The organism is Methanobrevibacter sp. (assembly GCF_045646205.1).
Classification (GTDB): Archaea; Methanobacteriota; Methanobacteria; order Methanobacteriales; family Methanobacteriaceae; genus Methanocatella.
The window spans coordinates 21,390-39,333 of sequence record NZ_JAZRKF010000009.1; the positions used below are offsets into that span (position 1 = coordinate 21,390).

Here is a 17,944-nt window from a genome sequence, read left to right on the forward strand (position 1 = left end):
TAAAGATACAGCAAATAATAGGTAGTTTTAAAAAACATGAATGAATTTATTGTGAGTTTTCGATGTGAATATACATTCATATTAATATATTAAAACTTAATACCACAAATACAATTCAAATAATACTTTATTAACGAAATAATGATTTTTTAGAGAAATTTCTTCAATGGAAATTAACCCTGTTTTTGACTTTCGATTTTATCTTTATCGTCAATGTATAGAATAGCCAAAATCAGCATTATGATATGGAGCACAAGTAAAATCAGTGAAGTCTGATTGAATGCAATAACAGAAGCAGAATTATGGTCTATTGCACCGCCTGCCAAAACAGCCACCATCACAACAACCATTGATGAACCTATGGCTGCAAAAATCTGTCTTAATGTATTGTTTACTGCAGTTCCATCCTCAACCTTATCGGACACCATAGTCAGTGCCCATGTTGTTGCAGGCATTAATGCGAGGCCTGCACCAATATAACGAATTGATTGAGTTATCATAATGAATTCGAAAGAGGAATCCTGCGTATAGAACATCATGGTTGCAAATCCAATTATGGAAAGAATACATCCCATAATCAAAACCTTTCTGATTCCAATTCTATTTGTAAGCAAAGGTCCAATAAAATTAAAGGCAATAATCAGAAGACCACCTGGAAAGAGTACTGAAGCGGAAAAAATTGCAGAGTTATATGCTATACCTTGTATAAATATCGGAACAAGTGCAGTGCATCCGTTTAAAGCGAAGAAAAGGATACATATAAATACCGTACCTATTGAAAAATACTTGTTTTTAAGTATAGATATATTAATTAAAGGCTTTTCCAGTTTAGGCTGACGCCTTACAAACAATATCAAAGCAATAATTCCAATGATAATTGGCAATATTACAAAATAATGTGTAAATCCATAATCTGCAACGTTAGTAAAACCAAGCATCACTCCTCCACAACCAAGAACAGATAATAATACTGACAAGTAGTCGAGAGGATAATTTTCAGTAGGGGTATCGTCCCTTACAAGAATTAACCCAAAAACTAAAAGGATTATTGTAGATATTGCGAAAAATGAAAACAATGATCTCCAGCCATAGTATGTTATGACAAATCCTCCTAAAAAAGATCCGACAACAGGAGCGATTGCAACAACCAATCCATATAATCCCATATATGTCTGCCATTTCTCTTCAGGAACGATTCTTAAAAGCAAAATCTGAACATAAGGCATTACTATACCGTTTCCAATAGCCTGAAGAACTCTTCCGAAAATCAAAACAATCAATGAATTTGAAAAATAACATATGATGGATCCCAAAAGGAATACTGCCAATGCAAAGAAAAATATTGTTCTTGCACTGAAACGGCGTGAAATAAAAGCGCTTAAAGGAATCATGACTCCAACGACTAAAAGAAATGCTGAATATGACCATTGAGCCTGTGTTGATGAGACTGAAAAATCACTCATCAGATAAACAACCCCTGTTGTGATAATTCCCTGAGCTATAGTTATCAGAGCAGCAGTTAAAGTAAATAAAACCAATAGCTGCATCCGATTGTCCATTTTAAAATTCATTTTTTCACACCAAAAAAAGTTATTACTACTTCTATTTAATTCAGATTATTTATATTTTTTTACTTTATAAAATGAATATTTCTTTAAAAAATCAATTTTAAACATTATTTTTGAATAATATACAAAATAAAATATAAACTATTAAATATTAATTTTTTATATAAATTTAATTTAATTCTTCCCCTTTTTTTGAGAAAATCTGTTGCAGAAAATAATTATTAATTTACAGACTTGTTTTTTTGAATAATTTTTAATATCACCCCAATTAAATGATAAATTTTTTAAAAACCAAAAAATATATTATATAATATTGAATATGGGAGAAAAATTATGAAGATAATTAAAATATTGCTTGTACTGGCTATTTTATTCATCTCGCTCAGTGCCGTTTCGGCCGAAGGAAACTTCACGGCACTGCAGGATGAAATAGATTCAAGCACGGACTTCTTAGAAATAACTCAAGACTATGTATATGATAATTCGACTGATTATGAACTTATGGATGGAATTAAAATAAATAAAAATGATTTTACCATTAACGGTAACGGCTACACCATCGATGCATCCAACCAGGCCAGAATCTTTATCATTAATGGAACCAACATCACAATAAACAATCTGAACCTTATAAATGGGAATGCCCACAGTGGTGCAGCTTTATCAAGTTTACCTGGTTCTGACCTTACTACAAACAATGTTACCTTTATAGACAATGAGGCCACAGGAAGAGGTGGTGCGGTTTTAAATAACGCATGGTATATAAGTATGAATGACAAGTTTATCGATAACTATGCCAATAATGGTGGTGCGATTAACTCAGCAAGCGGAGGATTGATTATAATAAATGGAACCTTTTCAAGCGATAAAATCCAAAACTGGGGTTTAATCTATATGACCTCCACTTTAATGTATATTGAAAACACCACTTTTGCAAATACCACAGCAAATTATTCTACTGCAATTTATGCCAGCAAAAGTCGTGGGCAAATCATAAAATCCAATTTTTTCAACCTGACCGCTACAATGACTGCAGGTGCAATAGGAATAAAAGAACATTCATATGACATTGAAATAGATGACTGTGACTTTATCAACACCCGCTCCGCGAAAAATGGTGGAGCGATTTATGCGGATGTCGGAGGAGAAGATGGAAATTTAAACGGAAGCATTACAATTCTCAATTCTCGTTTCACTAACTGTATTTCCGAATTTGGAGGGGCATACCTTCAGCTTTGCGGATACTTAAATATTGACAACACAAACTTCACTTCAAACATTGCAGTCTTTGACGGAGGAGCCATATATACTTCCTGGGTAGAGACAGTCAACATTACCAATTCAATATTTACTTCAAACATTGGATATTACGAAGGCTTTTCACATGGTGGGGCAGCATACTTCGACATGAGCGATGTTATCATAGATTCATGCATTCTTGAAGACAACAGTGCAAGCGAGGGCTCATCACTCTATACATATGACTGTGATGTATCCCTATTTGATAATTACTTCAGCAACCCTACAGAAAACGGCTCAAGCATCTACGGTGTTTACTGCGAATATTATGAAAGCGGAAACAATTACACAGAGGACATACTGTCTTTAAACAATACGAATTATGATTTGAATGTTGAATCATCCCAAACCCGCTTCGATTTGATAAACAACACCATAAATGTCGAAACCCTTCCGAAAAGATTTGACTTGCGTGACTGGGGATGGGTTTCATCAGTTAAAAACCAGGGAAACATGGGCTCCTGCTGGGCATTCGGTATTACGGGAGCATTGGAATCCGTATTGATTAGATATGCAAATATCACCTATGACTTTTCTGAAAACAACCTGCAGAATACTATGATAAAATATTCAAAATATGGTGCAACATTTACGGCTGAAAGTGGAAACCCATATTTGGGCGAACCTTATTTTTCAAGCTGGCTTGGAGTATCCCCTGCAGTATATGACACCTACGACGAACTTGGAAAAATATCCTCATTAATTGCTACTCCTGATGATGTCCAAATCAAGGATATTGTATTCGTTCCGGCAAGAACTAATTCAACTGACAATGACCCGCTCAAAAGGGCATTGCTCAAATATGGTGCTCTAGCCGTTGCTTACTACCATGAATTTAATCCATCATACTATAATGAAACTACTCACGGATATTACAATTTCGAAATAGCTGGTGTAGACCATGTCATATGTCTCGTCGGCTGGGACGACACCTATCCTAAGGAAAACTTTGTAGTAACACCTCCAGGAGATGGTGCATTTATCGCTAAAAACAGCTGGGGAACCGACTGGGGAGAAGAAGGCTTTTTCTACATATCATATTATGACGTGTCCTTTGTTACCAACCTCCCTGCCATGACATTCGACATACAAAACAACAACAAATATGACAAACTTTACCAGCATGAAATCAACTACAACACTACTACAAATCACACATATGCCATGAACAAATTTGTGGCAGGTGAAGACCTCCAGATTACAGCTGTCGGATCATTCATCATTCAAGCTGGCGATTATGATTTTACTATACTCGTGAATGGCGAAAAGGTATATGAACAAAACGGAACATACGATTATGAAGGATATGCAACCGTCGAATTAGATGAGTACATTCCTGTCAAAGCAGGAGATGAATTTGCAGTCATATCCAAAAGCCAAATGCAGAATTTTGGTACAATAAGAACCCATGCAGAGCCACATGTCTCATTTGTAAGTTATGATGGTGACGAATGGGAAGATTTAACCGAATATAATATTGCGGCCATGATTAAACTCTATACTGTTGCTTTACCAATTTATACTGAAGATCTGGTTAAAATCTATAAAAACGACTCCAAGTTCGAAGCCAATATCGGTGCTGCTAATGAAACCGTAATCTTTGAAATCAACGGTGTGAATTACACAAGAACCAGTAATGAAAACGGAACCGCTAAAATGACCATTAACTTAAACCCAGGTAACTACACAATCAAAACAACATTCAACGGCACAACAGTCGAAAACACAATCACAGTACTGCCAACATTAATAGCAGACAACCTGGTAAAATACTACAGAAACGCTTCACAGTTCTACATCACATTAATAGACGGTGAAGGTAATCCTGTAAGTGGTGTTAACATTACCATGAACATCAACGGTGTTTTCTATGATAGACTAACCAATGAAAACGGAACCGCCAAGTTAAACATTAACCTGGAACCAGGTGAATACATCCTAACCGCAATTGACCCGTTAACCGGACTCATGATGTCATATAACATTACCGTTTTACCAATCTTAAGCGCCGAAAACATGGAAATGACATACATGGACGGTTCAACATTCAATGCAACAGTCATTGACGGTCACGGAAATCCACTGGCTAATGCAGAAGTAACATTCAACATCAACGGAGTATTCTACATAAGATACACCGATTCCAATGGAATAGCCCGGTTAAACATCAGACTGATGGCCGGAGAATACATCATAACCTCCGAATATGACGGAATGGCAATCGCAAACACAATTACTATTAAGGATTAATCAATTTAATCCTTTTTTTAATTTTAAAAAGAAATATGAAGATAATTAAATGAGGAATATTTATGAAATATAAAAAGTTATGTATTATATTGCTTCTTTTAATATTCTCCATAAGTGTTGTTTCAGCAACTGAAGTAAATAATACAATAGAAATCGATGATCCATTAGAAGTTACACCGGATAATGAAATTAATTACACATTTACAGACTTAAGTAATGAAATTGATGAATCTGAAGACATACTGGACATTCAACATGACTATACATACAATAATGAAAGCGATAATGGCTATGTTGTTATTGAAAAAGATAATTTTATAATAAATGGAAATAACCATATTTTAGATGGAAATAAACAATCAGGAATATTTAATATAACCGGGACTAATGTAACTATAAAGAATTTAGTTTTTACTAACGGTAAGACAGACATAGGCGGAATAGTATACTCCACCGGTGAGGTAACATTAAGTAATGTCACTTTCATCTCAAATAATGTTACTTATATAAGCGACCATACCGAGTATCGCGGTGGTGCAATATCAAATAAGGGCGGAACAATCAATTGTTATGATTCCAAATTCATTGACAATCATGCTGAATCAGGATCAGCCATATTTATAGAAAATGGTCAACTAAATATTAAAAACACTTACATAACATCAACTGTTTCAAATAGATATGGCCAAATTTGGGCAAGATACTCTGAAGTCAATATAGAAAACGCAGATTTTATAAATATATCTGCCATATATTCTCCTGCGATAGCTCTTGAATACTGTGACGATACAATAATAACCAATTCCAGATTTATTAATTTGACTGCCGACATTTCTGCAGGAGCAATTTGCTTAAAAAGAAGTGGTAATCTTTATATCAAAGGTTGTGAATTTATCAACACCAAATCTTCTAAAAATGCAGGTGCAGTTAACATAGATTATCTATTTGACGGTTATAGTGTTACTATACTTGACACTTTATTTTACAATGCAAGTTCCATGATTGGTGGCGCATATATTCAATTGGGAGGTTATCTATTACTAAATAATACCAGTTTTATAAATAATAAAGCTACTTACAGTGGAGGTGCAGTTTATCTCTCATTTACTGGCAGCATAATTGATAATTCTACTTTCAGTTCAAATAGTGTTGAATTATTAGATGACTATCCAACCTATGGTGGCGCAATATATTCTGATTTTAATAATTTGGCGATATCCAATTCAAGATTTATTAATAACACTGCATATAACGGCAATGCAATCTATGGCCGTGATACCGGATACTATAGTATTACCTATTCCACATTTGAAAACAATACAAATGCTATTTTTACCCATTTTGATACGAATCCCGGCATTCTAGATAATAATGAGTATAACAATGATAGTGTCATTACTGATCAGACATATTCCTATGAAACATTTGTTGAAACCTCATCTTTAGAATTTAAACTAATTAATAATACCATAAATGTTAATAGCCTTCCAACAAGATTTGATTCACGTGATTGGGGATGGACTTCAGCAATTAAACACCAAGGACATATGGGTGCCTGTTGGACATTCGCAACATTGAATAATTTAGAATCAGCAATATTAAAAGCGTGTGGAATCGAATATGACTTTTCAGAAAATCATCTTTTGCATAGCATGATAAGATATTCTCCTTACGGTACTATATCAGACAGTGAAGGAGGAGAAGCAGTAACAGGAGCATCATACCTGTTAGCTTGGTTTGGACCCATTTTAGAAGAGGAAGATAACTATGATGAAGTTGGAAAACTTTCACCATTCCTAACGGAGAATAATATTATTCACATTCAAGATGTGATATATATTCCTAATGATGAGATACCTAATGGTTCAAAAATAAAGTCTGCAATTCTAAATTACGGTTCAGTAAATGGAAATTATTATGCAGAATATGGAAGTGAGGGCTATTACAATCCTAAAACATCCTCACAATATACTAATGAAAGTATTACTTCAAATCATGAAATTTTAGTTATTGGTTGGGATGATAATTATTCAGCGAATAACTTTTTAATTACCCCACCAGGCGATGGCGCATGGATTATTAAAAATAGCTGGGGACCAGACTTTGGAGATAATGGTATTCTTTATCTTTCATATTACGATAAAACATTTGTAGCAACCCCAAATTTAATTGATTTCTCCATGGGAATAATAATTGAAAATACAATACCTTACAATAAAAACTACCAACATGATTTCACATGGGAGGGTAACTTTGCAGACAGTAGCATGTTTGGAGAGGATAATGGCACCATTACCTATTCAAATCAATATGAAGCAGCAGATGATGATTTAATTGCAGCTGTCGGGACATACTTCAACCAAAGCGGCATCAATTATACCGTGGAAATTTATGTGAATAACCAGTTAAAACTAACACAAGACGGCATATCCCCATATTGCGGATTCCACACAATAAAATTAAATGAATACATACCAATCAAAAAAGGAGATTTATTTAAAGCAGTGATAACATCAAATACTATGCCTTATATTATATGTCAATATTCCAGAGTTCATTATTCTGGAAATGAGTCCTTTTACTACCATAATGGTGAATGGATTGATTTGTATACTTCTAATCTGATGATTGCCTGTTTAAAAGTTTACACGATTGATAATTTACCAATTGTGACTGAAGACTTAGTTAAAATCTATAAAAACGATTCCCAATTTGAGGCAAATATCGGCGTAGCTAATGAAAAAGTAACCTTTGAAATCAATGGTGTGAATTACACAAGAACAAGTAATGAAAACGGAACCGCAATAATGGCCATTAACTTAAACCCAGGCAACTACACAATCAAAACAACATACAACGGCACAACAGTCGAAAACACAATAACAGTACTGCCAACATTAATAGCTGAAAACCTGGTAAAATACTACAGAAACGCTTCACAGTTCTTCATCACATTAATAGATGGTGAAGGAAACCCTGTGAGTGGTGTTAACATTACCATGAACATCAACGGAGTATTCTATGACCGTTTAACCAATGAAAACGGCACAGCCAAGTTAAACATTAACCTGGAACCTGGAGAATACATCCTAACCGCAATTGACCCATTAACCGGACTAATGATGTCCTATAACATTACAGTACTACCAGTCTTAAGCGCCGAAAATATGGAAATGAAATACATGGACGGCTCAACATTCAACGCAACAGTCATTGACGGTCACGGAAATCCATTAGCTAATGCTGAAGTAACATTCAACATCAACGGAGTATTCTACATAAGACACACCGATTCCAATGGAATAGCCCAGTTAAACATCAGATTAATGGCCGGAGAATACATCATAACCTCCGAATATGACGGAATGGCAATCGCAAACACAATTACCATAAAGGATTAATCAAATAATCCTTTTTTCTTTTTTTAATATATGGTGCCAGATTTACTAGAAAATCTTTAAAAAAACATACAGCAAAACTGCCAGTTTGTGACACTTCACATCAATGCAAAAGTCAATAATGGAATATAAAGGATTCCGTTTTCATATTTAATGCTTTTAGTCCTGTTAGATACAAGTATTGCATAATCTGCATTGTATTTATTTTTAGCAATTGTTAGTTGGCTTTTTGTTTTTTTACCGATTCCGACTTCAATAGGTATTATTCTGTCCAGATGCCTTACAATGAAATCTACACCTTTTTTGTTTGCATCATAGAATAATCCAACCGAGTTAAATGTTTCATCAGACAAAAGTTTGATTGATGACGCCACAAGATTTTCTGCAAGTGCTCCATAGCATTTTTCATGATTCAAATTGTACCTGCCGACAAGATAGTTTTGTGCTGATTTAAGTGAAGGCGTTAAAAAAAAGTGCTGTGAAGGTTTTTTTAACATTTTTCCTGCGGAACCATATGCAGTTACTTTAAATATCAGTTGTGTTTTTTCAAGATTATCAAGTATGTTTGTAACGGTTTTTGTGTTCAATTCCAGCGCTTGTGCTATTGCATTTGTTGATGTTTTTCCAGGTTTTTTAGTTGCAATATAAGAGATTATCTGAAGTATTTTCATGCCATCTATTTTAAATGATGTGAATTTATCCAGATCCGTGTTTACGATTCTTTCTATTATCTCATTTGTTTTAATGTGTGTTTCCATTTCAGACAGATTCAATGAAAATGGAAGTCCTTTTGAATGTAAATAATGTTTTAATTCTATTTCCGGATCATCGCCTATGTTTATCAGTTCTTTTTTAATCGTTTTTTCACATTCAACTGCTTTAGCTATGCTTTCTTCGTCACATTTAAGAATCAGGTCTTTGAAGTTGTTTTTTGATAGATTTATACCATATTTTAATAGAAGATATTCATTGAAATCACACGGAAATATCTGCTGGCGAGTGATTCTTCTGACTGCATCAGTGTTGACTTCAAGTTCTATTGCTGATGAGCCTGTAATAATCATGAAAATATTATATGATTTTTCATACAACAGTTTTGTATAACCTGCCCATCCAGGATCGAATTGGGCTTCATCAACAAGGAAAAATATCTTTTTGTCGAGTGTGACGGGTGTAGACTGGTGCATGTCCTCAAGAAATGTTTCAAAGACATCTTTTATTGTATTGTCGCTGATGCTTTTAAGGTCATGGACATCTAAAAACAGAATGTTTTCTTCTGGAATATCTTTTTCATGAATTAGGTGATTAAAAATCTGATACAAAATAGTTGTTTTCCCAACACCCCTCAAACCCGGCATCATTATTAGCCTGTTATAATATTCACCATTTGTTTCTAGGAAATTGTCGACATAATTTTTTAGTTTATTGTATTTTTTTCTGGGATAAATTATATTTTCTGTTTTCCTTTTGGATAATATCCTATTTTCTCTTTCTTTAGTATTAATAAATTCAATTAATTCTTCCTTTGTCATCATATTAAATTCACCCCATTTTCCAATGCAAGTAACTTATTATTTTAATACATATGTTATATATAAATGTCTTAGTATTAAAATACATAAGTTATTTATAAATATCTTAGTACTTTAATATATATTATTTAATATTACTATACCAATAATTATTTTTCACAAATCAATACCAATAATCTGGCGAATATACATAATCAAATAGAACTTCACACAGCAATACATAACTATAACTTAGAATCAGACAACTACACAATCAAAACAACATTCAACGGCACAACAGTTGAAAACACAATAATCATATTGCGAACATTAATAGCTGACAATTTGTGAAATACTACAGAAACGCTTCACAGTTCTACATAACATTAATAAACGATGAATAAAACCCTATAAGTGGTGTTAACATTACTATGAAGATCAACAGAGTATTCTACATAAGATACACCGATTCCAACGGAATAGCTAAATTAAACATTAGATTGATGGCCGGAGAATACATCATCACCTCAGCGTATGATGGAATGGCAATCGCAAACACAATTACCATCAAGGATTAATCAAATTAATCCTTTTTTCTTTTTTAATTAATCTGAAAATAATTTATCAAAACTATTTTTCCCTATCGATAATCTTTATAATGAAAAAATAATAAAATTATATTTAATGAATATGTGTGGGGGATAAAAATTAATAAAAACGTAATTCTTATTGCCATAGCAATACTATGCATATTGCTTATTGGCGTAATCATATCATTCAATGTTGTTTCCTCTGGAGAAAGCTTCAAAACCCTCCAGGATGAAATCAACAAAAGTGAAAATACTATAGAAATAACACAGGATTATAAATTTGACAACGAAAGCGATCATGAATTGAATAATGGAATTCTAATAAACAAAAGCAATATTACGATAAACGGTAATGGCCATACAATTGACGCTTCTAATCAGTCCAGAATATTTAATATAACCGGAGAAAACGTTACAATCACAAACCTTAATTTTATTAACGGAAATTCAGGTTCAAATTACGGCGGAGCAATATTCAATAATGCTACGACAGATATGTCAAATTGTACTTTTAACGCAAATACCGCCGAAAGCGGAGGAAGCATTTTTACAAATAAAGAATTAAACATTGACAATTCAACTTTTAGCAATTCAAAAGCAAAATCCGGCGGAGCAATATATGCTCAATCAGACATGACCATTAAAGATTCCACATTTAAAGATTTGGCCAGTGATGAAAATGGAGGAGCCATATATACTTCAAACATTACTGAAATAACAGGTTGTCATTTCACAAATACAGATGCAACATGGGGAGGAAGCATTTACTCATATAAAGATTTGAATATTGATAAATCAACTTTTATGGATTCGGATGCAAAATATGCACCGGCATTTTATGCTCAGGGAAATATGACCGTTAAAGACTCTTCATTTGAAAACTTACATGCCGATGAAACTGCAGGAGCGATAGGCCTAAGGGAATTGAAATATGGAGAAATAAACAATTGTACGTTTACAAATACATCAGCAGACAAAAATGGTGGTGCAGTAGATATAGACGAGAATACGAATTCCACAGAAGGAACATACATTAAAAATTCGAAATTCCTCAATTCACACGCTAATTTTGGTGGTGCAGTTGTCCAGTCCTGCGGCAGTTTAACGATAGAAAATTCCATTTTTAAAAACAATACCGCTACCCATGATGGAGCGGCAATATATGCATCATTTTTAGATTTTAATATGACCAATTGTAATTTTGAATCAAATAAACTAGAAAAAGAAGATTCATACAATGGTGGAGCAGTTTACTGTGATATGACAGAACTTACTTCAGTTTCCTCAACATTCACAAACAATAGTAAAAATGCAATATATGCATACGATTCCAATTTAAAAGTTGGCAATACTGAATTTAAAAATAATCATGAAGCCATTCACTGCGTATTTAGTGAAAATTCATTAACAAACAACACTTATGTTAATGACAGTTTAGTTTTAAATAATACCAATTATAATTCAGTTGTGTCAGAAAATGGAGCGGAACTCAAGCTTACAGATAAAAAAATAAATAGTGATGTAATCCCATCACGTTTTGACTTGCGTGATTACGGATGGGTTACTCCAGTCAGAATTCAGGGAGATGCCAATGCCTGCTGGGCCTTCGGGTCATTAGGAACACTGGAATCAGCATTACTTAAAGCAACAGGCAATAAATATGACCTATCCGAAAGTCATATGGTAAACACCATGCTTCAATACTCAAAATATGGATTATCCGAAGATGCTGATGATGGAGGATATTCAGATTGGGCTTTAGAATATGTTTTAAGTTGGTTTGGACCTGTTACAGAAGAATATGATTCTTATGATGAATTAGGCAGATTTTCCCCAATATTAAACACAGACAATAATATTCACATCCAGGATGCAGTCTTTATAGAGCCTCGCGATAATTTCACAGATAATGATGCATATAAAAAAGCGATAATGGACTATGGCGCTTTGGACATATCATATGGTAATTTTGAAGATGCACCTTACTACAATAACCAGACAGCAGCACAATATCAGAATATAAGCCTGAATCAAGACCATGAGATTACTCTTGTAGGATGGGATGACAATTATTCAAAAGAAAACTTTTTAGTCACACCTCCGGGAGATGGCGCATGGATAATTAAAAACAGCTGGAATGACACCTGGGGAAAAGACGGATATGGATACGTTTCCTATTATGATGTAGGCATTTTCAATTACACATATACCGTAGGCTTTGTTATCAATAATACTGAAAACTATACAACAAATTACCAGACCGATTTATCCGGAAATCTGACCATTAATGAATATGACAAGAACGTAAGCTATTCAAATAGCTACAAAAGCAATGGAAATGAACTGATTAGTGGTGTTGGAACTTACTTTAGTGAAGAAGGTGAAAACTATTCACTTGACGTTTATGTAAACGGGCAACTTAAACACACACAAAATGGAGCCGCCCCATACTACGGATTCCATACGGTTAAATTGGCGAAAGAAATCCCCGTTAAAGAGGGTGACACCTTTAAAGTAGTGATGAAAAAGAAAAGCATCCCTACATTAAGCTATTCAAGACAGCACTACCTGAAAAACACAACATTTGTTAACTACGGTGACGGATGGAAAGACATATCTCTTGAAAATGAAACTGCATCTCTAAAAGCTTATACAAAAAATCAGCAGGAAATTTTCAAGATTTAACCTCACAACATTAAGGATTAAACAATTTAATCATTTCATTTTCTTTTTTTTAACATAGATAAGTTTTTTTAAAATTAAAAATATAATTATCTACAAGTACTTTTAGGAGAAAAAATTATGAAAATAATTAAAATATTTCTAATTTTACTTGTGTTATTTATCGCAGTCGGCGCTGTTTCGGCTGAAGGAAACTTTACATCACTTCAAAATGAAATCGATGCAAGCACAGAAAGTATTGAAATAACACAGGATTATGCATATGACAATACGACAGATTACAAAGTGAATGATGGAATTTTAATAAACAAAACCAATTATATGATTAACGGTAACGGCTACACCATTGACGGATCCAACCAGGCAAGGATTTTCAAAATCATTGGAAACAACATAACGATTTCAAACCTTAACTTTATCAATGGAAATATGACCGGAGACTTGGGCGGAGCCATATACTCCTCAGGATCAATTACCTTAAACAACGTGACTTTTAAAGACAATTATGCAGACTACGGCGGAGCAATATGCGTATCAAAAGAGTGCATGATAAATAATGCTCTATTTAGCACAAATACGGTATCCAACGATGGAGGAGCAATAATTGCATGGGAAAGAATTACGATAAACAAAACAATATTTGAATCAAACACCGCACCAACATCCGGCGGAGCAATATATTCAATTGGAATAACCACAATAAACAACTCAAAATTTATAAAAAACAAAGGAGAATTCGGCGGAGCAATAAACACATGGACATACACCACAATAAACAACACAGAACTTGCAGACAACGATGCTGAATACGGCGGAGCAATATATGTGGCCGGAAAAACCACAATAAACAATGTGACACTCACAAATAACACAGCCTCAGAAAATGGAGGAGCCATAAGTGCAAGAGATGAAACCACGATAAACGATGCAATATTTTCCAATAACAATGCAAAAAACGGAGGAGCGATATTTACCAATGGAAATTCTAACCTCATAAAGTGTTTATTTGAAAATAACACAGCAAACGGTGGTGGTGGCGCAGTTTATTTCAACAAAAACATAAGCAATACTAAAATATCAAGTACTTTTAAAGGAAATAAAGCTGCAAAATCAGGTGGAGCAATATTCATCAGATCAAGTGCACAAAACAATCAAATCGAAAGTACTTTCATCGAAAATCAAGCATCTTACGGAGCAGGAATGTTCTTCTACAATGAAGCGAATAACAATACATTTACCTGTGATTTTATAAATAACACAGCCATATCCTGCGGTGGAGCAATGTTCTTCTACAGCAAAACCGATTACAATACATTTAAAGGCAATTATATAAATAATAGAGCAAATGGACTAATAGATGAATATAATGGTAATGGCGGTGCAATAACATTCAAAGACACATCAAAAAACAGCATTTTCAACTGTAATTTCACCAACAACACCGCAAGACTATACGGCGGAGCGGTAAATTATAGACAAATGGCCCATAACATAACATTTAACTGTGATTTCATCAGCAATAATGCACGATACGGCGGAGGATTAAATTTCTTTGATGGTTTTGACAATATTACATTTAATAGTAATTTTATTGCCAATAATGCTACATTTGGTGGAGCAATATGTGCTATGGGAGAATGTATGATAAATAATGCAACATTCAACAACAACATGGCATATATTGGAGGAGCAATATATGCAACAGGAAAAACCACAATAAACAACACAAGATTTACCAACAATCTTGGAATGGAATCTGGAGGAGCCATTTATTTTAGAAACGATGCCCTCAGCATAAATAATGTAATTTTTGAAAATAATTTTTCACCTTACTCTGATGCTATTGGAGGTTATGATAATACACTAAGCTTAAAGAATGCAACATTTATAAATAATGAAACAAATTATGGTTTAATTCGCTTGAAAGATACTTTAATATTAATAGAAAATGTTACTTTTGAAAATACAATATCCAATTATACTACTGCATTATATCTCGAGAATTGTTCAGGGAAAATAAAAAAATCAAATTTCATTAACTTAACTGCCAAGTTTACCGGAGGAGCAATAGTCATTAAATCAATAAGCGATGAAATTACCCTGGAAAATTGCAGGTTCATTGACGTCACATCCAAAAATAACGGTGGTGCAATATATGCTGACGTTGACAATCTGGCGAATAAAAAAGTTGTAAATAGTCTGAATGTAATTAATACGGAATTTAATAATTGCAGCAGCAGATTTGGTGGTGCAGTCTTACAGCTGAATGGTAAACTGAATATTGAAGGGTCCAGATTCATTAATAATAATGCTCAAATAAGTGGGGGTGCAATATACGCTTCCACAATTGATTTTAACCTGAAAAATAGTGAATTTATTAATAATTCTGCTTTTAAAAATGGTGGTGCAACATATATTGAGCTAACAAACTCCACATTTGACAATACATCTTTTATTGGAAATAAAGTTGAAAACAGCAGCACAACAAATCCTAACACCGTTTATGCATATGATACAAGTTTATACATTAAAAATTCATTATTCAACAATTCCAAACACAGTATCTCTTCATTTTTTACTGTTGAATATCTTGATGAAAACAATACAGTAAATGAGGATGAATTTAGCTGGGACAATAAAATTTACACGACAGTGATTGTTAATGAAGGATTAGACATCAAATTAGTGAACAATAGTATTGATGTTACCAGCATACCGTCCAAATTTGATTTACGTGAATGGGGATGGGTTACTCCAGTTAAAGATCAAGGAAGTAAAGGTTATTGCTGGGTCATGGGAACAGTAGCTACGTTAGAATCCAATATTTTTAAAGCTACAGACACAGAATATGATTTTTCTGAAAATAATATCGGAGATAATGGAATAATGTATAGCAGATATGGAAATATTTACGATTCAGAAGGAGGATTAATGACAACCGTATCAGGACTAATCCTAAGCTGGCTTGGTCCAATACCTGAAGAGGATGAACCTTATGATGAGTATGCAAAGGTATCCGATATCTTAGACACACAAAATAAAATCCACATTCAGGATGTGTTCTTTATCCCCGTTAAAAGGACCGAAGATTATATTGTAAGCAATGAAACAAATACATTAATTAAACAGGCATTATTAAAATATGGTGCTGTTGTAATGAAATATGCTGGAGACGGCAATTATTATGAGGGCGAAACAACTTCAATATATCATAATGATGTTTATGGAACCAACCACATAACTTCTTTTGTTGGCTGGGACGACAGCTATTCAAAAGATAACTTCAATAATCCCCCACCAGGTGACGGTGCTTGGATAATGAAAAACAGTTGGGGCGATACATGGGGCGATGATGGATACGCATACATCTCATATTATGACACCTCACTATTAGGACCTGATCTTGATGGAGAATATACAATCCCATATACATTAGCATTCATAATTGAAAATACTGAAAATTACAAATACAATTACCAAACCGACATTATGGGACTTAATCGATTCAATGAAAACTATACATATTACTCAAATGAATATACGGCTATTAAAAATAACCTTATATGTGCTGTAGGTACTTACTTTAACGATACTGGAGTTGATTATGAATTTAAAGTATATGTCAATGATGAATTGAAACTCACCCAAAATGGTACAAGCGAATTTGCAGGATTTAAAACCATAAAATTAAATGAATACATCCCGGTTAAAGAAAATGACGTGTTTAAAGTAGTCTTTAAAAACAATGTGCTCCCACAACAAAACAACTCAAGGCAGCATTACATGGAAAATGTATCATTTGTAAGTGCAGACGGCATAAATTGGATTGATTATGCGCCATTGAACATGACAGTATGTTTAAAAGTCTATGCATTTGACTTAGATATCTATACCGAAGATTTGGTTAAAATATATAAAAACGATTCCCAGTTTGTTGCGGATGTCGGTGAAACTGGTGTTAAAGTAACATTTGAAATTAACGGAGTAACTTATACAAGAACAAGCGATGAAAACGGAACTGCAAGAATAGCCATTAATTTAAACCCAGGCAATTACACAATCAAAACAACATTCAACGGCACAACAGTCGAAAACACAATAACCGTACTGCCAACATTAATAGCAGAAAACCTTGTAAAATACTTCAGAAACGCTTCACAGTTCTACATCACATTAATAGACAGTGAAGGTAATGCAGTATCTGGTAAAAACATTACCATGAATATTAATGGTGTTTTCTATGATAGATTAACCAATGAAAACGGTACAGCCAAGCTAAACATCAATCTAGAACCTGGTGAATATATACTTACCGCTATCGATCCGTTAACTGGACTAATGATGTCCTATAATATTACAGTTCTGCCTGTTTTAACGGCAAGTGATATGGGGATGATCTACTTAGATGGAAGCACTTTTAATGTAAAATTAGTCGATGGTGAAGGCAACCCATTGCCCGGCGCATCAATCGAGATGAACATTAATGGAGTGTTCTATTATAGAACCACAAACGCTTCAGGAATAGCTAAATTAAATATTAGGCTTATACCTGGAGAGTATATAATTACTTCTGCATACCAAGGCGCTGTAATTTCAAATAAAATAACAATTGTCGCAAAAGAGGACTAACAATCCTCTATTTCTTA

At 33.8% G+C, this 17,944-nt stretch carries 7 protein-coding genes; 5 read left to right on the forward strand and 2 right to left on the reverse strand.

What is annotated here, in order from left to right; translation table 11 throughout:
• Nucleotides 1–173: 173 nt before the first annotated feature.
• On the reverse strand, nt 174–1,571 hold the full coding sequence (locus tag ACKI44_RS02030; RefSeq protein WP_407421058.1) for a DHA2 family efflux MFS transporter permease subunit: 1,398 nt from the start codon (nt 1,569–1,571) through the stop codon (nt 174–176).
• 330 nt (nt 1,572–1,901) lie between these two features.
• Here ACKI44_RS02030 and ACKI44_RS02035 point away from each other — a divergent pair, with 330 nt between their 5' ends.
• Together ACKI44_RS02035 and ACKI44_RS02040 are read left to right on the forward strand one after the other, a co-directional pair.
• Nucleotides 1,902–5,117 carry a C1 family peptidase gene (locus ACKI44_RS02035; RefSeq protein WP_407421060.1) on the forward strand — a complete coding sequence of 1,072 codons (3,216 nt, stop codon included), beginning with the start codon at nt 1,902–1,904 and terminating at the stop codon, nt 5,115–5,117.
• Nucleotides 5,118–5,179: 62 nt separating this feature from the next.
• Nucleotides 5,180–8,518, forward strand: coding sequence for a C1 family peptidase (locus ACKI44_RS02040; RefSeq protein WP_407421062.1), 3,339 nt, complete (start codon nt 5,180–5,182; stop codon nt 8,516–8,518).
• Nucleotides 8,519–8,613: 95 nt separating this feature from the next.
• Here ACKI44_RS02040 and ACKI44_RS02045 read toward each other — a convergent pair whose 3' ends face one another.
• Nucleotides 8,614–10,050, reverse strand: coding sequence for an ATP-binding protein (locus ACKI44_RS02045; protein WP_407421064.1), 1,437 nt, complete (start codon nt 10,048–10,050; stop codon nt 8,614–8,616).
• A 407-nt stretch (nt 10,051–10,457) separates the two neighbouring features.
• Between ACKI44_RS02045 and ACKI44_RS02050 the strand changes: the two genes are divergently transcribed.
• From ACKI44_RS02050 to ACKI44_RS02060, 3 genes are all read left to right on the forward strand, one after another.
• On the forward strand, nt 10,458–10,604 hold the full coding sequence (locus tag ACKI44_RS02050; protein WP_407421066.1) for a hypothetical protein: 147 nt from the start codon (nt 10,458–10,460) through the stop codon (nt 10,602–10,604).
• Between the two features lie 114 nt (nt 10,605–10,718).
• Nucleotides 10,719–13,301 (forward strand): C1 family peptidase, encoded by a 2,583-nt coding sequence (locus ACKI44_RS02055; RefSeq protein ID WP_407421068.1) that lies wholly within the window; start codon nt 10,719–10,721, stop codon nt 13,299–13,301.
• Between the two features lie 117 nt (nt 13,302–13,418).
• A complete protein-coding gene (locus ACKI44_RS02060) occupies nt 13,419–17,927 on the forward strand; it encodes a C1 family peptidase (RefSeq protein WP_407421070.1) in 4,509 nt (1,502 codons plus the stop codon).
• The last annotated feature ends 17 nt before the right edge of the window (nt 17,928–17,944 follow it).